At 46.1% G+C, this 25,046-nt stretch carries 19 protein-coding genes and 2 tRNA genes; 14 read left to right on the top strand and 7 right to left on the bottom strand.

The annotated features are described in order from the left end of the window. Nucleotides 1-17: 17 nt before the first annotated feature. Nucleotides 18-1,565, bottom strand: a complete 1,548-nt coding sequence (locus DVG78_RS01095; RefSeq protein ID WP_114459224.1) for a S8 family serine peptidase — start codon at nucleotides 1,563-1,565, stop codon at nucleotides 18-20. A gap of 85 nt (nucleotides 1,566-1,650) precedes the next feature. Between DVG78_RS01095 and DVG78_RS01100 the strand changes: the two genes are divergently transcribed. From DVG78_RS01100 to DVG78_RS01125, 6 genes are all read left to right on the top strand, one after another. Further along, nucleotides 1,651-3,036, top strand: coding sequence for an aminopeptidase P family protein (locus tag DVG78_RS01100; RefSeq protein WP_114459225.1), 1,386 nt, complete (start codon nucleotides 1,651-1,653; stop codon nucleotides 3,034-3,036). 93 nt (nucleotides 3,037-3,129) lie between these two features. Then, nucleotides 3,130-4,419 (top strand): aminopeptidase P family protein, encoded by a 1,290-nt coding sequence (locus tag DVG78_RS01105; protein WP_114459226.1) that lies wholly within the window; start codon nucleotides 3,130-3,132, stop codon nucleotides 4,417-4,419. Between the two features lie 62 nt (nucleotides 4,420-4,481). After that, nucleotides 4,482-5,114, top strand: coding sequence for an MgtC/SapB family protein (locus DVG78_RS01110; protein WP_114459227.1), 633 nt, complete (start codon nucleotides 4,482-4,484; stop codon nucleotides 5,112-5,114). A 202-nt stretch (nucleotides 5,115-5,316) separates the two neighbouring features. Continuing rightward, nucleotides 5,317-5,967 carry an NAD(P)H-binding protein gene (locus DVG78_RS01115; protein ID WP_229598093.1) on the top strand — a complete coding sequence of 217 codons (651 nt, stop codon included), beginning with the start codon at nucleotides 5,317-5,319 and terminating at the stop codon, nucleotides 5,965-5,967. A gap of 32 nt (nucleotides 5,968-5,999) precedes the next feature. Next, complete coding sequence (locus tag DVG78_RS01120) at nucleotides 6,000-6,440, top strand: GNAT family N-acetyltransferase (protein ID WP_158549941.1); 441 nt, start codon at nucleotides 6,000-6,002, stop codon at nucleotides 6,438-6,440. 12 nt (nucleotides 6,441-6,452) lie between these two features. Further along, nucleotides 6,453-9,224, top strand: coding sequence for a formylglycine-generating enzyme family protein (locus tag DVG78_RS01125; RefSeq protein WP_229598094.1), 2,772 nt, complete (start codon nucleotides 6,453-6,455; stop codon nucleotides 9,222-9,224). Here the strand turns inward: DVG78_RS01125 and DVG78_RS01130 are convergent. Then, nucleotides 9,221-9,625, bottom strand: coding sequence for a DUF4174 domain-containing protein (locus DVG78_RS01130; protein ID WP_114459229.1), 405 nt, complete (start codon nucleotides 9,623-9,625; stop codon nucleotides 9,221-9,223). The two genes, DVG78_RS01125 and DVG78_RS01130, sit on opposite strands and share 4 nt — an antisense overlap. Nucleotides 9,626-9,801: 176 nt before the next feature. On the opposite strand from DVG78_RS01130, the gene DVG78_RS01135 reads away from it, so the two are divergent. Together DVG78_RS01135 and DVG78_RS01140 are read left to right on the top strand one after the other, a co-directional pair. Further along, nucleotides 9,802-10,533, top strand: coding sequence for an NIPSNAP family protein (locus tag DVG78_RS01135; protein WP_114459230.1), 732 nt, complete (start codon nucleotides 9,802-9,804; stop codon nucleotides 10,531-10,533). A gap of 162 nt (nucleotides 10,534-10,695) precedes the next feature. Beyond that, nucleotides 10,696-11,559 carry a c-type cytochrome gene (locus DVG78_RS01140; protein ID WP_114459231.1) on the top strand — a complete coding sequence of 288 codons (864 nt, stop codon included), beginning with the start codon at nucleotides 10,696-10,698 and terminating at the stop codon, nucleotides 11,557-11,559. Between the two features lie 3 nt (nucleotides 11,560-11,562). On the opposite strand, the gene DVG78_RS01145 is transcribed toward DVG78_RS01140, so the two are convergent. The 3 genes from DVG78_RS01145 to DVG78_RS01155 all read right to left on the bottom strand — a co-directional run bounded on the left by DVG78_RS01145 (nucleotide 11,563) and on the right by DVG78_RS01155 (nucleotide 15,511). After that, complete coding sequence (locus DVG78_RS01145; RefSeq protein WP_147276935.1) at nucleotides 11,563-12,426, bottom strand: alpha-1,2-fucosyltransferase; 864 nt, start codon at nucleotides 12,424-12,426, stop codon at nucleotides 11,563-11,565. A 17-nt stretch (nucleotides 12,427-12,443) separates the two neighbouring features. Further along, nucleotides 12,444-13,646, bottom strand: coding sequence for a glycosyltransferase family 4 protein (locus tag DVG78_RS01150; protein ID WP_114459233.1), 1,203 nt, complete (start codon nucleotides 13,644-13,646; stop codon nucleotides 12,444-12,446). 122 nt (nucleotides 13,647-13,768) lie between these two features. Then, nucleotides 13,769-15,511, bottom strand: coding sequence for a pseudouridine synthase (locus tag DVG78_RS01155; protein WP_114459234.1), 1,743 nt, complete (start codon nucleotides 15,509-15,511; stop codon nucleotides 13,769-13,771). A 211-nt stretch (nucleotides 15,512-15,722) separates the two neighbouring features. Here DVG78_RS01155 and DVG78_RS01160 point away from each other — a divergent pair, with 211 nt between their 5' ends. The 5 genes from DVG78_RS01160 to DVG78_RS01185 all read left to right on the top strand — a co-directional run bounded on the left by DVG78_RS01160 (nucleotide 15,723) and on the right by DVG78_RS01185 (nucleotide 20,153). Next, nucleotides 15,723-17,693 carry an acetoacetate--CoA ligase gene (locus DVG78_RS01160; RefSeq protein WP_114459235.1) on the top strand — a complete coding sequence of 657 codons (1,971 nt, stop codon included), beginning with the start codon at nucleotides 15,723-15,725 and terminating at the stop codon, nucleotides 17,691-17,693. Between the two features lie 273 nt (nucleotides 17,694-17,966). Continuing rightward, entirely contained in the window at nucleotides 17,967-19,100 is a 1,134-nt protein-coding gene (hppD, locus tag DVG78_RS01170; protein ID WP_114459237.1) for a 4-hydroxyphenylpyruvate dioxygenase, read from the top strand. Between the two features lie 15 nt (nucleotides 19,101-19,115). Further along, nucleotides 19,116-19,844, top strand: a complete 729-nt coding sequence (gene phhA, locus DVG78_RS01175) for a phenylalanine 4-monooxygenase (protein ID WP_114459238.1) — start codon at nucleotides 19,116-19,118, stop codon at nucleotides 19,842-19,844. 109 nt (nucleotides 19,845-19,953) lie between these two features. Beyond that, nucleotides 19,954-20,040 (top strand) — tRNA-Ser (locus DVG78_RS01180). Nucleotides 20,041-20,078: 38 nt separating this feature from the next. Then, nucleotides 20,079-20,153 (top strand) — tRNA-Pro (locus DVG78_RS01185). A 173-nt stretch (nucleotides 20,154-20,326) separates the two neighbouring features. Here the strand turns inward: DVG78_RS01185 and DVG78_RS29975 are convergent. Then, nucleotides 20,327-20,476 carry a GNAT family N-acetyltransferase gene (locus tag DVG78_RS29975; protein WP_158549942.1) on the bottom strand — a complete coding sequence of 50 codons (150 nt, stop codon included), beginning with the start codon at nucleotides 20,474-20,476 and terminating at the stop codon, nucleotides 20,327-20,329. 128 nt (nucleotides 20,477-20,604) lie between these two features. On the opposite strand from DVG78_RS29975, the gene DVG78_RS01190 reads away from it, so the two are divergent. Next, nucleotides 20,605-21,105, top strand: coding sequence for a pyridoxamine 5'-phosphate oxidase family protein (locus DVG78_RS01190; protein ID WP_114459602.1), 501 nt, complete (start codon nucleotides 20,605-20,607; stop codon nucleotides 21,103-21,105). 82 nt (nucleotides 21,106-21,187) lie between these two features. Here DVG78_RS01190 and metH read toward each other — a convergent pair whose 3' ends face one another. Then, entirely contained in the window at nucleotides 21,188-25,012 is a 3,825-nt protein-coding gene (gene metH / locus DVG78_RS01195; RefSeq protein WP_114459239.1) for a methionine synthase, read from the bottom strand. Between the last annotated feature and the right edge of the window lie 34 nt (nucleotides 25,013-25,046).

Genomic DNA, 25,046 nt, shown 5'->3' on the forward strand with positions numbered 1-25,046 from the left:
GTTATAAACCAGACGAATTATTCCCAAACCACCTCAATAACTTCGCTTTTTAGGTCAATGGTGGTGTGAGTTTCACCTTCCTGCCGTTGAATCGTCAGTTGGCCATCGCGGAGGCGTACTACCTCCTGCGTAAGTACGTGCATTGAACTCTTTTTGTGGAAAACAGAAATCATATCACTGGTTCCGGGCAGTTTGAGGGTGTGCGATGTGCCAGATGCTTTTATTTCCCGCGCGTAAGTGGTGCCAGATTCGGCGGGATTTTGGAGCAACGCCAATGCCCGAGAAGCCAACGGGACTCCGTAACCGACAAAATTATTTCCGTAGGGATACAAATGGGCCGATTTCTCAATGAGATTGATGAGTTGTTTGTTGGTCAATGTTGGATTGGCCTGCATCAAACACGCCGCAAAGCCCGTAATAACGGGTGCTGACAATGACGTGCCGTATAACGAAAAGCAGGAAACATTGGGCTTTAGATAAGGCAAAAACTCAGGACCGATGCTGCTGTAACCGATGCGGTTCCAATACCGCTGATTGGTAGCGCCGATGGCCAACACACCTTGCGCGTCGGCGGGAGTGGAAATGATGCGCCAGCTTGGGTCGTCGCCTTCATTGCCAGCGGATACAATTACCAAGATACCTTTTTTGTCGGCCGCCAATTGCGCTGCTTGACTGATGATGCTCGTTTTGCCATCCATTTGGTTGATTTGATAATTCTCGTTGGGGTCGGTAAACCCTTGGGCGTAGCCCAATGAGGTATTAATCAAACGTACGCCAAGGCTGTCCATCCACTCCATTGCGGCTACCCAATTGTCTTCCTCGCCGCGAAATTCGCGGGTTCCGTGGTCGGTGCGGGCAAGGTAAAACTGTGATTCGGTCGCTAAGCCGTTTTGTGCGCTTTCGGAGCGATTGGCCCCCGAAATAGCGCTCATCACTTCTGTTCCGTGAAAGTCAGAGAAGGTTTCGGCGGTGGTGTAAAATTTATCAGAATACGTTAACGGTGGGTTAACATAGTCACGTTTATCCAAGATGGCTTTGCGGTCAAAAATGTGTTTTAGGAGATTATTGGTGGGAGCTTCCAGAAATCCCGCGTCAATGACGCCGATGGTGATTCCTTTTCCGTTCAAACCCGCTTTTTTAAATTCGTCGGCTTGTACCTGCGTCATGACGGGTGCCATCGCAGAGCGGCGATTGGGCTGGGTTTGGGCAATGTAAAATTGGCCGTTGATGGGTTGGACTTTACTGACAAAAGGAAGCGACTGAACGGCTTGCAATTGCTCAGCAGTAAGGCGAGCCGAAACGGCATTAAACCATCGGGAAGTGTTTATTGGTTGACAGTCAGTTGTTTGTAGCTGTTGCAGATATTCTTTCTTTACGGGCAAATCCGTTTCATCAAATAAAGAAAGCCCTTGTTGGAGACGATTTTGCAGCGTTTTTGGTGAAATTGCTGGCGCATCGGTCGTATTTTTATCTTTCAGAAAAATCCAGTATTTTGTCTGCGCCAAACAGCCGAATGAAAAAGACAGCATCGCCACCGCCGCTATCGTCGTTCCAATTTTTTTCATCTTAAGTAAGTTAAGAAAACGTATGATTCCCTAAAATTGCTAAAAAATCACACAAAGTTCACAAATTTTTCATAAAAGAATACAAATGTTTTCAACAAATACCTACGCTTCGCGCCGCGCTAAACTCAAAAATCAGGTTTCCAACGGTCTTTTATTATTTTTAGGAAATGAAGAATCGGGAATGAATTATACCGATAATACCTATCATTTTCGACAAGACAGCACTTTTCTGTACTACTTTGGACTGGATAAAGTAGGACTGGCGGCCATTATCGACGCTGACTCGGGCGAGGAATGGATTGTGGGGGATGAAATTACGATGGATGATGTGATTTGGGCGGGGCCGCAGCCTACTTTACAAGAACAGGCAGGGCGGGTAGGCGTGGCCAAAACGCTTCCGAAATCTGCCCTTGAAGCCACCCTCAAGGGGGCGCTTAGCGCGGGCCGGGCCGTGCATTTTCTGCCGCCCTATCGCCCTGAGCATACCCTGAAACTTCATCACTGGACGGGCTGGTCACTGGCCGAAATTCCTCAAAAAGCGTCAATGGCGTTTATTATGGCGGTCATCAACCAACGTTCGTATAAAACGGATCATGAAATCATTGAAATGGATAAAGCCGTCAATATTTCGGGGCAGATGCACCTAAATGCGATTCGCGCTACCCGCATGGGCAAATACGAATACGAAGTAGTGGGCACGGTTCATGGCACGGCGCGGAGTGGGGGCGGGGACTTGGCGTACCCCATTATTTTGTCGGTAGATGGGCAAACGCTCCACAATCATTATCATGGCAATCGCCTCGAAAGTGGCCGACTTGTATTGGGGGATTTTGGAGCCGAAACGGCCACTTATTACGCAGGAGACATTACGCGTACGTGGCCCGTTGACAAAACATTTACCGAAAAACAAAAAGAAATTTATCAGATTGTACTGGACGCCAACATGAACGTTATCAATGCGTTGCGTCCGGGTGTGAAGTACCTTGATTGTCATTTGATTTCGTGGCGGACGGTGACTGAGGGTTTAAAAAACCTTGGTTTGCTCGAAGGAGATGTGGACGAAATGGTGGCGTTGGGCGTTCCGGCCCTTTTTATGCCCCATGGCGTTGGGCACATGATTGGGATGGATGTTCATGATATGGAGAATCTGGGCGAAAACTATATAGGTTACCGTGAGGGACTAGAACGCAGCAATTTGCTCGGTTTGAAGTCTTTACGATTGGCCAAAGAACTAGAGGTGGGATTTGCGTTGACGATTGAACCAGGTACGTATTTTATTCCAGAACTGATTCAATTGTGGGAAAGCCAAGGAAAATTTAAAGAGTTCATCAAGTACGATAAGCTGAAATCCTATTTTGATTTTGGCGGGGTGCGGATTGAGGACAATTACGTGATTACGGCCGACGGTGCAAAATTGATTGGTGAGCCCATTCCCAAAACAATCGCCGAAATTGAAGGGTTAAGGTGTTAAATTTTATCCTCTGTGCCCCTCCATTTCTCCGTGGTTTCAAGAAGTTTAACCGCAGAGAAACGGAGGGGCACAGAGGAAATAAGCTATAAAAGAATGCGTTACGAACCGATAGATGTTCAGCTATACATTCAAAATCGCCAACTTCTTTATAAGCTGTTGAAGCCCAAGAGCTTGGTGATACTGAATGCCAATGACCCCATGCCGACCAATGCCGACGGAACCATGGGTTTTAAGCAAAATTCCGATTTGTTTTATCTGTCAGGAATTGATCAAGAAGAAACCCTTCTGGTATTATTTCCCGATCATCCCGATCCTAAATTTCGAGAATTGCTTTTTTTGCGCGAAACAAATGAGCTTATTGCAGTGTGGGAAGGTGAAAAACTGACCAAAGCACAGGCAACGCAAGTGTCGGGTATTCAGCGGATTTATTGGACTCATCAGTTTGAATTGATATTTAGTCAGTTGATTTTTGAGGCCGACAATGTGTACCTCAACACCAATGAGCACGCCCGAGGCGACGCGCAAGTCCAAACGCGGGATGCGCGCTACATTCGAGATTTTAAGGAAAGATACCCTTTGCACCGATTGGAACGGTTGGCACCGCTGACCTATTATTTGCGCGCTGTGAAGCAACCGCAGGAGATTAATCAACTTCAAAAAGCCATTGACATTACCCGCGATGGGTTTTTAAGGGTCTTGAATTTTGTCAAACCTGAGGTGTGGGAGTACGAGATTGAGGCCGAGTTTATTCACGAATTTACCCGAAAGCGTTCCAAAGGCTTTGCGTACAGTCCCATCATTGCGTCGGGAAAAAATGCGTGCGTGCTGCATTACATTGAAAACAATCGACAGTGCCAAGCGGGAGATATTTTGCTGTTGGATGTAGCGGCCGAGTACGCCAATTACAATGCCGACTTGACGCGTTCCATTCCCGTTAATGGTCGTTTTACGCCGCGTCAGCGGGAGGTATACGATGCGGTATTGCGGGTAATGAAAGCCGCGCGGGGGATGCTCGTGACGGGTACAATCCCCGATGCGTATCAGGCTGAAGTGGCCAAAATCATGGAAAGTGAGTTGTTGGGCTTGGGGTTGTTGACCAAACAGGACATTGAAAAACAGGATCCCGATTGGCCAGCGTACAAAAAATATTTTATGCACGGGACGTCCCATTTGTTGGGGTTGGATGTTCACGATGTGGGGAGTCGCTACCGTGCTTTTGCCCCCGGCATGGTTTTTACGTGTGAACCCGGTATTTATATCAAAGAGGAGGGATTGGGGATTCGGCTCGAAAACAATATTTTGATTACTGCCGACGGAAACGTTGACCTGATGGCACACATACCCATTGAAGCCGAGGAAATTGAAGAATTAATGAATCAATAGATTGAAGTTGATAATGATTTAAGGAGTAAATAACTGATTATGAGGGACAACCTCGGATAAAAATGAGCTTTCTTTTTACAGAAGATATTATAAGACTATTAATTGCGGCGGGGTTAGGCGCGCTGATTGGGCTAGAACGTGAATACCATAGCAAATCGGCGGGGCTGCGAACAATGATGTTGATTGCCATTGGTTCGACGCTTTTTACGGTCATTTCAACCAAATTGGGTGGGGATGCGGGGCGGATAGCCTCCAACATTGTGACGGGCATCGGCTTTATCGGCGGCGGCATTATCTTCCGGGAGAGTAACCGTGTTTCGGGCATTACAACGGCCGCCACGGCTTGGGCTACGGCGGCGTTGGGGATGTGCGTGGGCATCGGTTATTATGAAATTGCCTTGGCTTCGTCTATATTGGTACTTTTTGTGTTGTACGCACTCGTTCCGATTCAAGACATCATAAACCGTCATAATCAACTTCGTAACTATCGTATCGTTTGTAAGTATCAACAAAAAACGTTGAAAAATTACGAAAGCCTTTTTAAAGAATTGGGGTTAGATGCCAAACGTGGGGTGCAAAATCGGATTGGTAATACCATCAGTGGGACGTGGGCGATTCAGGGGCCAGAGCGCAAACACGACAAACTGACCAAGCTTTTACTGAATGACGAAGAAGTGCTGGAATTTGACTTCTAGGTGATGCACCGTTTAATAATTTATTGGGGGGAAGCTTTTACAACTCCCTTTTTTTTTGCATTTTACTTCAATTGTTACCATTGAGATAAAATATAAACGCAAAGAATTTAGATAATCGACATGAATAAATAATAAATAGCATTAGTAAAAGTCGGTCAATATACAGCCTAATTATCGTCAAGAATGCCTAAACATTTATATAATGATGACCTCCGAAAAACGTAGTGCATTAGTAATTGGGGCTACAGGTTTGGTAGGAGAGAAAGTGGTAGCAAAGCTATTGGCTTCTGAAAAATACAGTCATGTGAAAGTGCTGACACGTAAGCCTTTTACGGGTAGCCATCCCAAATTGGAAAGTATCATTTTTGATTTTGACCATCCAGATGCGGCACTTGTTAAGGCAGATGATATTTTTTGTTGCCTCGGGACCACCATGAAAAAGGCAGGGTCGAAAGATGCTTTTTATCTGGTAGACTATACCTATCCCATTGAAGTCGCAAAAATAGCCTTGGCCAATGGGGCGAAGCGTTTTGCCATCATTACGGCCATGGGTGCAGATTATACTTCGTTGTTTTATTACAATCAGGTCAAAGGAAAAGTGGAGGAATCGCTCCGGAAATTGGGTTATGAAACGCTGCTCATTTTCCGTCCTTCGTTATTGGTAGGCGCGCGTCAGGAGCGCCGTTTTGGCGAAAAAGTAGGTGAGTTGCTCTCAAAACTGTTTCAATTCATCATCCCCGTCAAATACCGAGCTATTGACGCAGATAAGGTGGCAGAAGCGATGGTTTCCATTACCTCCAGCAACGTCAAAGGAACGCTGGTGTATGAGTCTGACCTGATGCAAGAGTTTTGATGTAATGATTGATTCACTTTTATTTTACCGTTGTGTCTGCCACCATTAATATTCAACGAGCCGTCGAAAGCGACGTTATTACCGTCTACAGTTTCCTTTGTGCGTTGGAAGAAGAGCAATTGGATTTTAACGCATTTCAGGAAATCTTCAATCGAAATCTCAAAAATCCTGATTGTCATTACTTTATGGCGTTTGATGAGGCCAAGTGTGTGGGCTATGCCAGTGTCCACGCGCAGTGGCTGCTTCATCATTGCGGAAAAGTGGGGGAGATTCAGGAAATGTTTGTCGTGGATAATTACCGCTCCAAAGGCGTAGGAAGTGTGCTGATTCAGGAATTAATGAACGTGGCAGAACGTGAAAATTTCAAAATTCTGGAAGTAACTGCCAATAAAAAACGGGTAGATACGCATCGTTTCTACGAAAGAAAAGGCTTGGAACCGACCCATTTTAAGTTTGTGAAAAAGTATGGGTAAACGGAGCGCTCTATGCATCTTTACAAAAAAAGTAAGTTGCTGATGAGACTATTGCTGACCGCCCTCTTTTTGCCTTTTTGTGCTGTTGCTCAATGGCAGCCATCATTTGTAGAAAATCGTTTTTTACGCCTTGAGCAGTTGAATACAAGCGATTCTACCATTCGCGCGTATCAATCGCTTCCGTTGTTTTCTTACGTCTTAAATGACAAATACGGCACGACTGAGCGCACGGTTTTTCAATCCGAAAACGAAAAACTGAATTTTGTCTTAGAGAATAAGCTAAGTGTAACTTGCCAAATCAACCCGTCCGACGGGTACGGTTATGCGGTGATTACCTTTACGAATACGTCTGCCGACACATTAAGGCTTCGGAATGTAGTGCCCTTTGGAGAGTCTAAATCACACGTATACATCACGGGGTTGGGAAACCATTCGTTGTCACGGGCGCATTTGTTTCGACCTGGTTTTGCACCCGTCAACGTTATCTTGCCCGATAATGCGTGGGAGTTGGGATTTTCGGCCGTAAACATGGTCGAAAAAAATGTGTGTGCATTGATGCGGCGCGTCAAATGGGAAAATGCCACCCGCCGCCGTTTTGAAACCATTTTGCCCCCCAAAGGGAGCGTTACGTACCATCTTTGGCTGCAAACCTATACGGGGGATTGGCAGGAAGGGTTACGTCAGATGTTCCAAAAACGAAAGCTATTTGACGTGGCTCAGTTTGATAATTCACTTTTTCAACGACCTGATTTACAGTGGATTCGTAAGAGTTATGTCATCCATTTGATGATGGCTTGGGACCAGCGTTTTTCGTTGGGGGTAAAATGGGGGCAAGGAATCAACGATTTTATCAAACGCGGGAAAGCCCTCTACGGCGGCGACGATGTACTTGGCATTTGGCCCACTTGGCCCACGCTAGGCTTAGACCAGCGGAATCAATTTGATTTGTTCAGCGACTTACCGGGTGGCTTGCCTAACCTCAAAAAAATGGGCAACATGATGCGTTTGCAGGGCACAAAATTGTTTTTGTGTTATAATCCGTGGGACGAATCTACCCGCGATGCCAACAATCCCAAAGCGCATTTGAAGGGACTTTCGGACCTCATTGCAGCTACTCAGGCCGACGGTGTGGTGCTTGATACGCGTGGCAGTAGCAGTAAAGAATTGCAGGAAGCCGCCGACCAAGTCAAAAAAGGCGTGGTGATGTACAGCGAAGGCATGGCGATACCGAAAGATATGCCGGGCATTGTGGCGGGGCGCGTTCATAATGCGCTGTATTACCCGCCAATGTTGAATCTCAATAAATTTATCAAACCCGAATTTGCGATTTTTCGCGTAGCCGAGCAGTTTAAAGAGCGTATCCGTCGAGAATTTGCCACGAGTTTTTTCAACGGCTACGGCACGGAATTGAACGTTTTTCAGGCGGGCACGCCCGATTGGGTCGAAGAAGATTACCGTTTTTTAGGCCAAACCACGCGCATTTTGCGGGAAAACAGCTCGGTATTTTTGAACACTCATTACACGCCGCTTATCCCAACAACCCGTGATGGAATTTTTGTAAATAAATGGCAGGATTCTACCAAAACACTTTACACGATTTTCAGCCTAATTCCCGAAGGGTTTAAAGGGCCATTGTTTGAAGTGTTTGAAAAACCCAAAAGGCATTTTATTGATTTGTTCAATCATCAGGAAATAACGAGTGTTTTGCAAGGTGGAAAAAGATACATTTCGGTCGATACCGCACCGTTTGCTCAATCTTATCTTGGCACCAACAATGAAGGTGCGGTGGGAGCCATTGCACAGTTGTCCGAATATCTGAGCGTTGATTTACAGCCGAATGCCTTAAAAGTATCTGCTGCCGTTGGAAACAGTATAAAAATATGGAAAGGGAATCCAATGTATGCTGAGCAACCTTTGGCAACATTTGGGCGGGGAACGCACGTTTATCCGTTAGATAAATGGGGTAGTGACGAAAGTAAGTTTGTGGTTCAATTGTTCGACAAAGAAAATGAACTTTTGGACGAACGCGTGGTGAAAATGGTGCCCGGGCAGCCACGACTCATAAGCCACACAGTGCATACCAGTTTGCCAGCGAAGCGAAATATCCTCATATCTTCAGTGGCAAATGCTGAGCTTCAAATCCCTGCAGGCCGCTATCGTCACATCACTACGCACGGCGAGGTGTTTTTGCCCTATCCCGAAAAGGACACGACAACACACGAAATCAGCGCATTTTCAATTGATAAAAATTTAGTTTCTAACACCGATTTTAAGAAATTTCTGACCTCCACCCGCTACCAACCCAAAGATGCCGCCAACTTTTTGAAGCACTGGAAAAACGGGCAAATTCCCAAAGGAGAAGAAAACAAACCTGTGGTGTATGTGTCGCTCGAAGATGCCAGAGCGTACGCAAAATGGGCGGGCAAGCGCTTGCCCACTGAACGCGAGTGGCAATATGCAACGGAAAAAGATTCGTTAACAAAAACGTCGGCAAGGTTTCAAACCGTAGACCGGTCCGCCGGTGCTGCGCAGTCCCTACCGACCAGTCCGCAGGTGCGGTTAAAAGATGTACAAGGCGTGGTTTGGCAACTGACCAATGATGAATACCAAGCAGGCCAATACCGCTACATCATGCTCAAAGGGGGGAGTTATTTTAAGCCCGAGTCGAGCTGGTGGTACGTGCAGGGCGGCCCGCAACCGCTTACGCATCAGCAGATTTTATTACGCGTTTCCGAGGGCTTTGAGCGCAACGCCACCGTTGGTTTTCGGTGCGTGCGGGATTAGTTTTTTCCCTTCTCCGCCCGTCGCATCGGCATCGAATCAATGAGTCCGAAAAGCTGTTCAGGCTTGACGGGCTTGTTGCTGACGAGTTTGATTTCGCCATCTTTGCCAATCAACCAAAAACAAAAATGGTTGGGTGTGTACTTAAATCTTTCTTTCAAATGAAGGACATCGTCGGCCGATAAATTGGCTTCGACGCAGTCAATCACGCGTAAATCACGCTCCATAACGTCCTTTCCCACCTCGCTCAGCCACTTTTTTTGCAGTTTAAATTCGGCATCCGAAGCTTTGGGGCAGTACACTACCACCACACGATTTTTCCACACCATTTTTTCCAATCGTTTTTCTAGGGAGTCTTGGAAATTGAACAAAACAGCACAGATGACGAGAAATAATGCGTTCATTTTTGAAGATTTTATGGTTTACGAATCACTTTTTACGCTTTACATGGCGCAGTTTTTTCTAGGGCATACAACCTAAAAGGAAAACAAAAAAGAAAATAATGAGAAAACTTGCTTTGCCTAACTTAGAACTCACCCTGACGCGTCTTTTATAAATGCAAATAAACCAATAAGCTGTTATGTTTAAACAAATTCTTTCCATTATGCTTCTTTTTGCCGCCAGCCTGACGGCTTCAGCCCAGGATACCCGCTGCTATGAAACCCGGATTTATTACACCCACCCGGGCCGATTGGAAGCTTTATTAACCCGTTTTCGTGACCATACCACCAAAATATTTGAAAAACACGGCATGACAAACGTGGGATATTGGGTGCCTTTGCACGAAGAAAATAAACTGGTTTACGTTCTTTCGTACCCCGACCGCGCCGCTCGCGATGCTTCATGGAAGGCTTTCGGTTCAGACCCTGAATGGAAAAAAGTACAATCTGATTCGGAAGTAAGCGGAAAAATTGTGGCCAAAGTAGAAAGTATCTTTATGAACGCAACCGATTTTTCACCCAAAATCAAGTCTTCTAAGAGTAAGAAAGAGCGGGTATTTGAGTTGCGGACTTACACCACCAACACGGGTAAATTGCCCGATTTATTGACCCGTTTTCGTGACCATACCCTCAAATTGTTTAAAAAACACGGCATGACCAACGTCGCTTACTGGACGGTAACTGGCAAAGACGATACACTAATTTACATTTTGGCGCATCCTAGCGAAGAAGCTGGTAAAAAAGCATTTGATGCCTTCCGTGCTGACCCTGTTTGGGTAAAAGCCCGCGACGAATCGGAGAAAAACGGAAAACTTGCCGCCAAGGTGGAGTCTGTTTACATGAAAGCAACGGACTTCTCTACGATAAAATAAATGCGTCGTTGACGGTGCTGCTGGGCCTGAGGGCCTAATGCTTCGGTTTCTCAAAACCTTGTGTGCTTTCGGTTTTGAGAAACCGAAGCGACAGTTTTGAGAAACCGAAGCGACAGTTTTGAGAAACTGTCGTCACGCTGTGCTACCAAAACCCATTTTTTAATGAAAACTGTACTCGCTGCTTTGGGATTAGGGCTTGCTTTTGTCAGTTGTACTCATTCTCAAACATCTGATAATCAATCTGAAACTTCGGATTCAACGGCGGTGGATAGTGTGGCTGTTTTAGCTCTCCAAAAAGATTCGCTAAGTGTGTATTTGCCCGACGTTAAAGCTTCTTTGCCCGAAGCCCAAACGGTGGTAGTAAAAGAGGACCCCGTGTTTTTTAAATCAAAATCGTATAAAGCGATTCCCCTGCAAGTTGTATTGGATAAATTCATTCCTGCTTATAAGCGTTTAGACCTCAAGCAAACGCAGATTGTGTTTGAATGCGAAGATGGGTACAATCCTTCGATGTCGTTGGAGAAAGTGCTGCAAAAAAAGTCGTATTTGGCCATTTCTGATGTGGAAGCACCTGCGGGTCAGGACTGGATAAACCCCAAAAAAGGCGACCATGAAATGAAAATAGCCCCGTTTTATGTAGTTTATACCGATGTACCTGCCAAAGATGTGACTTATAAATGGCCTTACAATTTGGTTAAAATAAGTCTATCGGCGGCTTCCAAAGAATTGGCGGTGCTGTTTCCCAAAGACGACGACACGCAGGTAAAAGGGTTTGAATTATTTAAAGTAAACTGCCTGACTTGCCACTCGCTCAATAAAGTAGGCGGAAAAATGGGCCCTGAACTCAATTATCCCAAAAGTATAACGGAATATTGGCAGGTAGACCAAATCAAACAATTTGTCAAAGCCCCGACTTCTTTTCGTAATGAGTGTAAAATGCCCGCCGTGACACACTTGTCAGAAAAAGAGTTGGATGAAATTGTCAGCTATTTGAAGTACATGGCCAAACACAAAGTCAAAGTATAGGGTTCAGAGAAGAATCCACGATTCTGGCAATAAATCTTTGGTATCAAATCGCTCCGTAGAAAACCATTTCTGCGGAGCGATTACTATTTTATCAGGGTGCGGATTCAGCCACGCGCCCCACCAACTAAAGGTGCTGTTGGCAATGATATGGTGCTGGCACGAGGCGATAAGTAACAAATCTTCTTGCGCCGAATTTCCTTCGACATACTGCATTGGGAAGCCAAAGTGTATATGGGCTTTTGCCCATTCGATGTCGTCAGAGAACACAAAAAAGACCAGATTTGAAATCCGTTTTGTTAAGTATTCCACTGCCGTTTGGTAATAAAGTGCTTCGCAGGGTTTTAGATAACGATTTGCTTTTGAGGTCGTTGTATAATCTCCTCGTCGAATATGGACACTTACCGAAACGGATTGCTTAATGGACTGTTTGAAGGTTTCATATTGATTTGAAAACGACCCCACAGGCTTTAAATCTTCACGAATACGGTCTGCAATTTCTGCAAAATACTTCTCCGACTGCCAATAACCATCCAAATACACACCATCTTGAAGCGATAAAACGGGTTGATAAAAGTGGAAATGTGGTTCTTTGAAATAATGAATCGGCATAAGGCCGATTTTGCGGCGAACGCGTTGGAAAATACGGTTAGGCTCCCCTGCCAGCAGCTTAATTTCGTCTTTATTGGCTTGCGCTGCATGAATATTGAAGGAGCCCAATGCAAAGGTTCGAGTGGTTCCACCAGAGGGTTGGGAGAAATTGGTCGTGTCCATTTTCAAATCCGTGTGGTTGACAATCGATAGTTGACGCCCGAGGGCATATTGGAAAAGTTGATTGCCTAAACCGCCGCTAAGTTTTACAATAATCATTTTTTTTTGGAAATACACTAAGCTGAATGTGCCTGATTTTTAGTCCTGAATTCTGTTTTTTTTTGGGTATTATTTTGAGCAGAAGATAGGTGTTGAATCAATGAATGATAAGATTCAGCAATTAAGTCCCAATGGTAGATGGTTAAAGCTGCTGTTTTCCCCTTGTCGCCGAAGCTTTGCAGCGTAAATGGGCTTCTCAACAGTCGTTTCAATAATACCTTAAACTCAGCCTTATCCTTAAAACACAAGCCGCCCTCTAAAGTCGATACGGCTCCTACATCCCGACATAAAAAAGGAAGGCCGACGGCCATTGCGTCCAGTAAAACCAACGGTTGGACTTCGGTAAAAGTAGCCGAAACGAATAGGGTAGCCGCACAATAAGCAGCGTGAATATCTTCGAGAGATAATTTTTCAAACAGAAAAATGCGCGTGTTTAAATGTTCACCGATGGCTTTTTTTAACTGATTAGAATAATCGTTAAAATGACTGCCAATCAATACCAAAATCGTATCCTTCGGAGAAATCTCAATAAACCACTTAATGAGTTCAAGTTGGCCTTTCTCTCGGCTAAAATTGCCGACGCAAAGCAGCATTTTGGCTTTATTTAATCCAAATTTATCCCAAAAATCAGTGCTAGGTTGCTGAAAAAAACTTGGATGCGCCCCGTTAGGAATAATGCTAGAGTTATGAAGATCCAGTCGTTTTGCTTCGATAAAATCGGTTAGGCGTTGTTTATCTTGTTTTTTACTCAAAAAGACATAATAATCAAACGCGGTGAGTTTTCTAGAAAACTGCCAAGCCGCTGGACGATTGCGAAGCCAACGCAGCCAGCCTTTGATGCCTGGATACCGCAGATGAATCGTTGTTCCGTGGCTTACCAGTACTTTTTTGCCTCGTATTTGGTCCAAAATCGGAAGGGCTAACTCAGAAACCCAGCTTTCCCAACCATGAAAAAAAAGAACGTCGAAGTTGGATTGCTTCAGAAATTGTTGGTAGGTTTTACCCACTTCGATTTCATCAAATTTGGGCAAACGACTGGGAGATAGGGGGAATCCGATAACGTCAAAAGGAATGCTGCGCGGTTGTTCAGAAACTTGGGTGACTACCGTGATTTTATATCCCAAACGATGCAGTCCCATGGCCTGTTGATAGGCGGCTTGTGCGATACCGTGTGTTTCGGGATAGAAACCAAAACTGGCGATTAAGATTGTATGAGACAAAGTAGGTTAAAGAAAGGGTTCTTTAACAATGACTTAAAAACCGCAATAAAGTGACATGAAAACAATAAAAAAATCCTCCTCTGCCACGTGCAGAGGAGGATTTGAAACGATGATTGAATCGACTATAATTTATATCTTAATTTAACCACTTCGCGCTCGTTCAAGAAGCGCCATTTGCCGCGTGGAAGTTCTTTCTTGGTCAAACCTCCGTATACGGTGCGGTCTAGTTTGAGTACTTCGTAGCCCAAGCTTTCAAAAATACGACGCACGATGCGGTTGCGGCCGCTGTGGATTTCGATACCCACTACCATGGCGTCGGGGGTAACGATGGCCAAATCATCAGGTTTGATGGGGCCATCTTCCAAATCGAAACCTGCTTTGATTTTGTCAAAATCTTCCTGGGTAATGGGTTTATCCAATTCTACTTGGTAGATTTTCTGAATTTCGTTGGAAGGGTGCATCAGCTTTTCGGCCAATTCTCCGTCGTTGGTAAGGAGTAACAATCCAGTTGTGTTACGGTCCAAACGTCCTACTGGATAGACGCGCTCCTTGCAAGCCCCCGCAATCAGCTCCATCACCGTATGGCGGCCTTCTGGGTCGTCGGTGGTGGTGATGTAATCTTTGGGTTTGTTGACAAGGATATACACCATTTTTTCAGGATTCAACACGCGGTTGCCGTATTTGACTACTTCACCGGGATTGACCTGATGGCCCATTTCGGTAATCACTTTTCCGTTGATGGTAATTTGTCCCGACTCGATCAATCCATCTGCTTCGCGGCGTGAGCAAAGCCCAGCGTTGGCGATGTATTTGTTGAGTCGGATTTGACCATCATCGTTTTTGGGCTGAATTTTTTTGGCGTAGCGCTGTTCTGCCTGACTGAAATCATAGCGGGGAGCTTCTTTAAATTCTCCTACCCTACGCTGTTCGGCGTCACGGGCGCGGTCACGTCTTTCATTCTCGTCCGATTTTTCGTTGGTACGCGGACGTTTATTGGGTTTATCAAAAGGGCGCTTTTCGCCGTCAAAGGTACCTCCGTTGTCGCGCGGCGTTCTTTCAAAAGGCTTATCAAACGATTTTTTGAAGGCTGGTCGCTCGTTGCGGTCGTCGCGTCTTTCAAAAGGTTTGTCGAAATTCCGTTTTTCGCGGTCATAAGGACGTTCGTTACGATCATCGCGTCTTTCAAAAGGTTTGTCGAAGTTCCGTTTTTCGCGGTCGTAAGGGCGTTCGTTGCGGTCATCGCGTCTTTCAAAAGGCTTATCGAAGTTTCTTTCTCCGCGTGGTTTAAAATCGCCTCTGTTCTCAAATGGTTTTTTGAAGGCGGGTCTTTCGCTGCGCTCTGGGCGGTCGCTGCGTTTTTCAAAAGGTTTGTCGAAGTTCCGTTTTTCACGGTCATACGGCTTGTCTGAACCCGGGCCACGTTTTTCGAAAGGCTTATCAAAGCTTCTTTCTCCGCGTGGTTTAAAATCGCCTTTGTTCTCAAATGGTTTTTTGAAGGCGGGTCTTTCGCCGCGCTCTGGGCGGTCACCGCGCTTTTCAAAAGGTTTGTCAAAGTTCCGTTTTTCACGGTCATACGGTTTGTCTGAACCTGGGCCACGTTTTTCGAAAGGCTTGTCAAAGCTTCTTTCTCCGCGTGGTTTGAACTCTCCTTTTTTGTCGAAAGGTTTATCAAATGGTTTTTTGAAGGCAGGTTTGTCGCCGCTGCGTTTTTGGTCAAAAGGCTTGTCAAAAGATCTTTCGCTGCGGCCGCGAGGGGATTTTTTTTCAAAAGGCTTTTCAAAAGATTTGTCGGACGAAGTGGTCGAGTCCTTTTTGTACTTGCTGTAAAAAGGCGTATTGCCCGGTGTTTTGTTATCTTTTTTCATTGGGCTTGCAGTATCACTACTGTAAATAAGAAGTTATGTAAACGATTATTTGGTAAATGCTGATTTTGACGAAATTGCCTGATAATCAGCGATACAAAGGTACTGAATTTTAAGCGAAGATGTTTTTTTAACCTAAATATATCTCAAAAAAATGATTTTGGTCGTTTAATCAAAAATCCATCCGAATCCTCATAACTTTTATACACACGTAATGCTGGACCTTGCCCCCGTTAAACCGTTATGGACGCCATCCCGTTCGTTCATGGAACAATCCAATCTCAAAAAGTTTCAAAATTGGCTTTTTGTTAAAAAAGGATTGTACTTCAAAAATTACCATGACTTATGGGATTGGTCGGTCACTGATTTGGATGATTTTTGGGAAAGTGTATGGCAATTTTGTGAGGTAAAATCGCACAGCCTGTATTTTGAAGTATTGATTCGACAAAATAGGGACTTTATCGGAACCAAGTGGTTTAGAGGGGCAACGGTCAATTATGCCGAACATATTTTCCGCCATAAAAACCCAGCCCGTCCTGCCATTATGTATCAATCGGAGCAAGAACCGCTCAAAGAACTTTCTTGGCGCGAACTGGAAAAACAGGTAGGTGCAGTGGCGGCTTATTTGCGTCAATCGGGCGTAATTGCGGGCGATAGAGTGGTGGGAGTGTTACCCAATGGCCCGCAGGCAGTTGTGGCTTTTTTAGCGGCCAATTCGCTCGGAGCGGTTTGGTCGAGTTGTTCGCCAGATTTCGGAACGACCGGGATTTTAGACCGTTTTCAACAGATTGAACCCAAAGTGCTGATTGTCGCCGATGGCTATACGTACAACGGAAAAGGCTTTGATAAGCTTCCAGCTATGCGACAGCTCATCAGTCAGTTGCCTACGCTCAAACGCACAGTTTTGGTTCCGTACCTAAATTACGAAGCACAGCTACCAAAAACGGATAATTGGAAGGATGTGTTAAAAACGCCCTTCTTGACCCTCGAATTTACGCCCGTTCCTTTTGACCATCCTTTGTGGGTGGTTTATTCTTCGGGCACCACGGGCAAGCCCAAAGCCATTACCCACAGCGTAGGCGGCTGCTTGTTGGAACACTTGAAAGCCCTTACTATCCATCAAAACGTCAAGCCTGGCGACCGTTATTTTTGGTATTCAACCACGGGTTGGATGATGTGGAATTTTTCGGTGGCTTCTATGTTGGCAGGGGCCACGCTGGTGCTTTATGAAGGAGCCGTTCAATATCCTACCATGAATGTTTTGTGGGATTTGGCCGAAAAAGCAAAAATCAATCACTTTGGGGGCGGTGCGGCTTTTTATCTGGCTTGTATGAAAGCGGGCGTGAGTTTGCAGGGGTATAAATTTAACCAACTCCAAAGCATTGGTTCTACGGGTTCTCCCTTGCCTCCCGAAGCCTTTGAATGGATTTACCAGCACGTCAAAAAGGACGTTTGGCTCATTTCACTCAGCGGAGGCACCGATATTTGTAGCGCTTTCGTGGGCGGTTGTCCTACGTTGCCTGTGTACTCGGGCGAAATCCAGAGCCGTTTGTTAGGCTGTAAATTGGAGGCGTTTGACGAGGCGGGAAATCCTGTCCAGAATGAACTTGGCGAAATGGTCATCACCCAGCCGATGCCTTCCATGCCCATTTATTTTTGGAATGACAAAGATAACCAACGTTACCGAGCCAGCTATTTTGAGAATTATCCCAACATTTGGCGGCACGGCGATTGGATAAAAATCAATGACCGGGGCGGAATTATCATCTATGGACGTTCCGATGCCACCCTCAACCGTGACGGAGTGCGCATTGGCACGGGTGAAATTTACAGCGCCGTGGAGAGCGTGCCCGAAGTGACCGATAGTTTGGTGGTTTGTTTGGAGCAGGTGGGTGGGAAATACTTCATGCCGTTGTTTGTGGTTTTGGCCCAAGGGCAGGAACTGACCGATGATTTAAAGAAAAAAATTAATCTGCAACTCCGTTCTCAATTCAGCCCGCGCCACGTCCCAGATGCTATTTATGAACTTTCGGAAGTGCCTTATACCATCAGTGGGAAGAAAATGGAGGCTCCCGTCAAAAAGATTTTGATGGGGATCGACCCCGCCAAGGCTGCCAGCCGCGATACCATGCGAAATCCTCAAGCGTTGGATTTTTTTGCGCAGTTTAATCGTGCACAGGTGTAAAATATAGTAACAACCATTTTGGTTTTGATGCCGCAATGCTTCTCATTGTGGTTTTACTGCCCCCTCATTCAATCTGTTTAGCCCCTGCAAACAAAGATGCAGGGGCTAAAGACGTTATTTTTTTTCTACAGGCTATTTTGCCTCAAGTTTTCATCTGTTTTCTGAGTTTAGCAATAATTTTCCATGAAATCTTGCAAATGAAATTAATTGTCTATAAAATTGTAAGTAAAATAATAATTAGTAAAACAAATATAGTTAAGCTAATATACATTCATGGAAACACTCATTGCAGATATTGAAGCTTCATCAACCGATACCGCCGATTTTTTACCCCTCAACGGCACTGATTACATAGAATTCTACGTAGGCAACGCTCGGCAGTCAGCCCACTATTTTCAGACGGCTTTCGGTTTTCAACCTTTGGCCCACGCGGGCCTCGAAACAGGCCTGCGCGACCGTGAGTCGTATGTGGTACAACAGGGTAAAATACGGCTGATGCTTACCTCTCCGTTGGTCGGACGGACGGCTATTGGCCAGCACATCGATACTCACGGCGACGGGGTGAGGGTCGTTGCGCTGTGGGTAGACGATGCCGTTTATTCTTTTGAACAGACCGTCAGTCGTGGGGCCAAACCTTACTTTGAGCCAGTGGTTGAAGAGGATGCTTTTGGTAAAGTGGTGCGCTCGGGGATTCATACCTACGGAGATACGGTTCATGTTTTTGTAGAGCGCAAAGCTTATAATGGGGTCTTTTTGCCTGGATTTAAGCCGTGGAATCCTACGTATTGTCCGTCCGAAACTGGGTTGAAATTTGTGGATCACATGGTCGGAAATGTAGGCTGGAACGAAATGTTGCCGTGGGTAGATTTTTACGCCAACATCATGGGATTCAATCAGTTGGTGTCGTTTGATGACAAAGATATTTCGACTGATTATACCGCCCTGATGAGCAAAGTGATGAGCAATGGAAACGGTCGTATCAAATTCCCCATCAACGAACCCGCCGAAGGGAAGAAAAAATCTCAGGTAGAGGAATATTTGGATTTTTATGGTGGTGCGGGAATTCAACACATTGCCGTTGCCACAGATGACATCATTCATACCGTAAATGAATTACAAAGTCGTGGGGTTGAATTTTTGCGGATACCGAGCGCCTATTACGACGATTTACTCAGTCGGGTAGGGCACATTGATGAAGATTTGGCACCGTTGCGCGAACTGGGTATTTTGGTCGACCGAGACGAAGAAGGCTATTTGCTCCAGATTTTTACGAAGCCTATCATGCCGCGTCCGACGTTGTTTTTTGAAATCATTCAGCGTAAAGGCGCTAAATCGTTTGGTAAAGGCAATTTTAAGGCCTTGTTTGAAGCCATTGAACGAGAACAAGAACTTCGCGGAACGCTGTAATTTATCTTCCTAGCCATGAACCAGTCTTATCAAAAATATACCGCCGCCGACCACGAGATGTGGCGGAAGCTGTTCGACCGTCAGATGGTACAGTTGCCTGCTATTGCAAGCAGGGCCTACTTGGAAGGAATCGAAAAAGTAGGATTCGTTGCGGAGCATATCCCTAATTTCAACGCCGAAACCAATCCGCGTCTGCAAGCCTTAACGGGTTGGTCTGTAGAAGTGGTACCGGGATTGATTCCTCACCGAGATTTTTTTGAATTTTTGGCCCATCGTCGCTTTCCTGCCTCAACGTGGTTGAGAAAACCCGACCAACTGGAATATTTGGAAGAGCCAGACATGTTTCATGATACTTTTGGCCACGTGCCTTTGCTGACCAATCAGGCTTTTTGTGATTTTATGGGGGATTTGAGCCGGGTAGCTTTGCGATTTATGGACGTGCCAGAGGCCATTGCTCAAATCGGACGCCTTTATTGGTACACGGTGGAGTTTGGGCTAATCAAAGAAGATGGTCAAACCAAGATTTACGGAGGTGGGATATTGTCGTCGGCGGGCGAAAGTGAGTATTGTTTAAGCGATGCTCTCCCTAAATATCCGTTTGATGTTCGTACACTTTTAAACACTTCGTACCACATAGACCATTATCAAGACCATTATTTTGTAATAAATTCTTATGAGCAGTTGTATCGCTCTGTCCCTGATATTGAGGAGATTCTAGCCGAAACGTACTTAGCAGTCGGATAAAATGTGAAGATTTTTGGAAAAATATTTGTTTAAAAGTACGCTAAACCGCTATATTTGCGGCTCAATAAACAAAAGACGTCACAATCATTTGTTCATTGTTCAGCCTCCCGGAGAGATGGGTGAGTGGCTGAAACCAGCAGTTTGCTAAACTGCCGTACTCGCAAGGGTACCGAGGGTTCGAATCCCTCTCCCTCCGCAAACTTTGAGAGAGACCTAAAAATCTCTCTCAAAAATCGGGATGTAGCGTAGTCCGGTCATCGCGCCTGGTTTGGGACCAGGAGGTCGCAAGTTCGAATCTTGCCATCCCGACAAAAAAGCCTTCCCTTTGGAGGGCTTTTTTTATGCAGGTCCGATTTGTGTTTGCTTCAAAATTTACTGTTTTTATCTTATTGTGTATGCTTTCGTGTATGCTTTCTATTAGCTTAGAAAGATATTGATCCGTTATATCCAATTCCCATTTATGTCAGTTGTTTTTTGATAAGCTACTGCCGAATGGTTGCTTCGGTGTATACTTCATAGGTCTTCATTGACGTGGTGTTGAGGATGGCCTCATTTATAATGTCCAAAATAGCCCTTAAACCCTTCGATTGCGCCTCCCTGACCAACATGATAGAAATGGTATTTAGTGTCAACTCTTCTCATTTTGAGTGGAAAGGTTTGCCCAAATTTAGCCGTTTTTGGAAATAAACAGCTTCAAAAGTAATGGCACATTTCTTTTACAGGAAAGAAGAAAGTGTTCAATTATTTAAACAGCAAAGTCATGGAAAATTCAAAAGCGACTACCAAAACCAAGGGTGAATTCAAAGAAATGGTGAAAGACATTCGGGTAGCAATGCTTTGCACGCACAGCGCCGATGGCCACATTCACAGTCGCCCGATGGGCACAACCGAAGTGGACGATGAGGGGAATATTTGGTTTTTTACGCGTGAATCGTCGCCCAAAACCGAGGAAATTGAAGATAATCCTGATGTATGTGTCTGCTATTCAGCCCCTGATGATAATACTTACGTAAGCGTTATGGGAACGGCAAAGCTTATACATGACCCCAAAAAAATAGAAAAACTTTGGAACCCACTCATTAAAGTTTGGTTTCCCGAAGGAAAAGACGACCCTGAGTTATTATTAATCAAAATTGATACGCATTCAGCGGAGTATTGGGACAGCTCTTCCAGTAAAATGGTGGTTTTGTTCAACATGGCCAAAGCCCTTGTAACGGGGAAAGAATACAACGAAGGCGAATACGGAAAAATCAATTTATAAGATTATTTGGGACGATTTTAAACGAATAACGCACGAGGCCAGCCTCGTGCGTTATTCGTTTAAAGTATTGTATCAGAGGTGATTAGTCATAATTTAAGACGGGAGAAAGCCATTTTTCGGCTTCTTCGAGCGACATACCTTTTCGAGTGGCGTAGTCTTGCACTTGGTCTTTGGCGATTTTGCCGAGCGCAAAATACCGAGAATCAGGATGGGCAAAATACCACCCGCTGACCGAACTGGCAGGGTACATGGCGTAGCTTTCGGTGAGTTGAATACCCACCTGTGCTTCGGCGTCGAGCAAATCAAACAGCGCACGTTTTTCGGTGTGCTCGGGGCAAGCAGGATAGCCTGGTGCGGGGCGAATGCCCTGGTATTTTTCCGAGATTAATTCCTCGTTAGAAAGCGCCTCGTCTTTCACATAGCCCCAAAATTCTTTGCGAACGCGCTCGTGCATCAATTCGGTAAAAGCTTCTGCCAAACGGTCGGCTACGGCTTTGACCATGATGCTGTTGTAGTCGTCGTGGTCGGCTTCGTATTTGTCCAACAATGCTTCAATGCCAATGCCCGCCGTGACGGCGAAGGCGCCGATGTAGTCGGTTTTGTGGGTGGTTGAGGGCATGATATAATCCGAAAGGCACAGATTAGGCAAATTAGCGGCCTTTTGGTTTTGCTGACGGAGGTGATGCAATACGGTTTGTTGCAGAGACTCCACATTCTGCGTTTCTGCGGGTACAACGCGGTATTCGGTACGTTTTTGTTGGCCCTGTCCCGCAAAACTTACTTCTACTTCCTCAAAATCGTGCAACACGATGTCGTCACCGACGGAGTTGGCAGGATAAAAACCAATGACGGCGTTGGCTTTCAGGGATTTATTCTTGATAATGTCGGCCAACATTGCCTTGGCGTCGTTGTATAGTTTCTTCGCTTCGTTTCCTACGACGGCATCGTCAAATATTTTGGGGTATTTACCGTGCAACTGCCAGGTTTGGAAGAAAGGCGTCCAGTCGATGTATTTGGCAATGTCTTCCAGTGGATAATCGTAGAAATATTTGTTGCCCAAAAATTTGGGTTTAGTAGGCGTGAAGGCTTCCCAGTCGATTTTGGTTTTATTGGCGCGGGCCGCTTCAATCGTCACGGCTTCTTTGGCCTGCTGGCGCTTCGCGTGGTCTTCACGGAGTTTAGCGTATTCTTTTTTGATGTCGGCTAACGCTTCGGCGTATGTTTGCTCGTTTTGGGTCAATTTACCTGCTACGGGCACGGCACGGCTCGCATCCAACACGTGAATCACGGGGCCGCTGTAATGCGGGTCTATTTTTACGGCCGTGTGAATGCGTGAAGTGGTAGCACCGCCAATCAACAACGGCACTTTAAAACCTTGACGTTCCATTTCTTTGGCCACGCCCACCATCTCGTCGAGCGAAGGCGTAATCAAGCCCGAAAGCCCGATGATGTCTACATTGTGCTCTTTGGCGGCGGCCAAAATCTTATCGGTAGGCACCATCACACCGAGGTCAATGATTTCGTAGTTGTTACAACCCAAAACCACACCCACGATGTTTTTACCAATATCGTGAACGTCGCCTTTGACCGTTGCCAATAAAATTTTAGACACTCCTGACTCCGTAGCTGACGGGAAAGCGAGTTTTTCTTCTTCAATGAAAGGCAGCAGATACGCTACGGCCTTTTTCATTACCCGCGCCGATTTTACCACTTGGGGCAAAAACATTTTTCCTTCGCCAAACAAATCACCCACCACGTTCATGCCGTCCATGAGTGGTCCTTCGATTACGTGTAGCGGTTTGTCTACCGTTTGACGGGCTTCTTCTACGTCTTGGTCTATGTATTCGGTCAATCCTTTGATGAGCGCGTGTTCGAGGCGTTTGGCTACGGGTTGGTCGCGCCATGCCGTATCAATGACCTGTTCTTTGCCTTTAGATTTGACGGTTTCGGCAAAGGCCAGCATTCGTTCGGTCGCGTCGGGGCGACGGTTCAAAATGAGGTCTTCGCAGTGTTCGAGCATGTCTTTGGGCAGGTCGTCATAAACGCCCAACTGTCCCGCATTCACGATACCCATGTCCATACCTGCTTTGATGGCGTGGTACAAAAACACGGTGTGAATGGCTTCGCGCACGGGCTCATTGCCTCTGAACGAAAACGACACATTGGAAACCCCACCGCTTACTTTGGCGTACGGTAGGTGTTCTTTGATCCAGCGGGTGGCGTTGATAAAGTCTACCGCGTAGTTGTTATGTTCTTCCATCCCCGTCCCGACGGTCAGGATGTTGGGGTCAAAAATGATGTCCTGTGGAGGGAAACCTACTTTATTGACCAAAATCCAATACGCCCGTTCGCAAATTTCGAGGCGGCGCTCGTAGTTGTCGGCCTGACCTATTTCGTCGAAGGCCATAACCACCACGGAAGCCCCGTAGCGACGTACTTTTTCGGCCTGCTGGATGAATTTCTCTTCGCCTTCTTTGAGCGAGATGGAGTTGACAATGGCTTTGCCCTGCAAACACTTCAAACCCGCTTCGATTACTTCCCATTTTGACGAATCGACCATAAACGGCACGCGGGCAATGTCGGGCTCGGCCATGAGCAGGTTACAGAATTTGGTCATGGCCTGTACTCCGTCAATCATTCCTTCGTCCATGTTGATGTCGAGTACCTGTGCTCCTGTATCTACTTGTTCGCGGGCTACGGCGATGGCCGCGTCGTAGTTGCCTTCGCGCACCAAGCGGGCAAATTTCTTTGAGCCAGTCACGTTACAGCGCTCACCGATGTTTACGAAATTGGTCTCTTTCGTGATTTTGAGCGGCTCCAGCCCCGATAATTTTTGAATATGGTCGTCTAATGGTATGTCGCGTGGTTCGTATTTGGCAGCTACATCGGCAATGGCTTTGATGTGTGGTGGGGTGGTTCCGCAGCAACCACCGATAATATTGATGAACCGATTTTGCAGAAAGTCATCAATGATAACGGCCATCTGCTCAGGTGTTTGGTCGTATTCTCCCATTTCGTTGGGCAAGCCCGCGTTCGGGTGCGCCGACGTATAAAATGGGGCTTGCGTGGCTAAGGTTTGCACGTAAGGACGCATCAAATCGGCTCCCAAAGCGCAGTTTAAACCGATGGAAAGCAAAGGCATGTGCGACACCGACGTCAGGAATGCTTCGGTGGTTTGGCCCGAAAGGGTACGGCCTGAGGCATCGGTAATGGTGCCCGATACCATGATGGGCAACTGGGTTTTTGTCGTATTGACCGACGGCGGTTGGAACGCCCCGCGAATGGGGCGCACCGTTCCTTTTTTGACATCGTCAAAGTATAAATCAATGGCGTACAGCGCGGCTTTGGCGTTGAGTGTATCAAAAATGGTTTCAACCAACAACACATCCGCACCACCGTCGGTGAGGGCCTGCACTTGTTCGTAGTAGGCATCGACCAGTTCATCGAACGTTACGGCACGGTAACCTGGGTCGTTGACATCGGGCGAAAGGGAAGCCGTGCGGTTGGTGGGGCCGATAGAGCCTGCTACAAAGCGGGGTTTGTCGGGAGTGATGGCGGTGTATTTGTCACACGCCTCCCGCGTCAAGCGAGCCGATTCGTAGTTGAGTTCGTACACTAGGTCTTCCATGTGGTAATCGGCCATGGCGATGGTTGTACCACTGAAGGTGTTGGTTTCGATGATGTCGGCTCCTGCTTCGAGGTAGGCTTCGTGGATTTCCTGAATTACGTCGGGGCGAGTCAATGACAATAAATCGTTGTTGCCTTTGAGCTCGTGTGGAAAGTCTTTGAAGCGTTCGCCGCGGTAATCTTCGTCGGTCAATTTATAGCGTTGAATCATCGAGCCCATTGCGCCGTCGAGCACAAGGATACGAGATTTTAAAATTTCCTGAATGTCGGGGTTTTGCATGTTGCTACTAAATTGTGTGCTCTTTCAGAGCAGT

Source organism: Runella aurantiaca (assembly GCF_003339505.1).
Classification (GTDB): Bacteria; Bacteroidota; Bacteroidia; order Cytophagales; family Spirosomataceae; genus Runella; species Runella aurantiaca.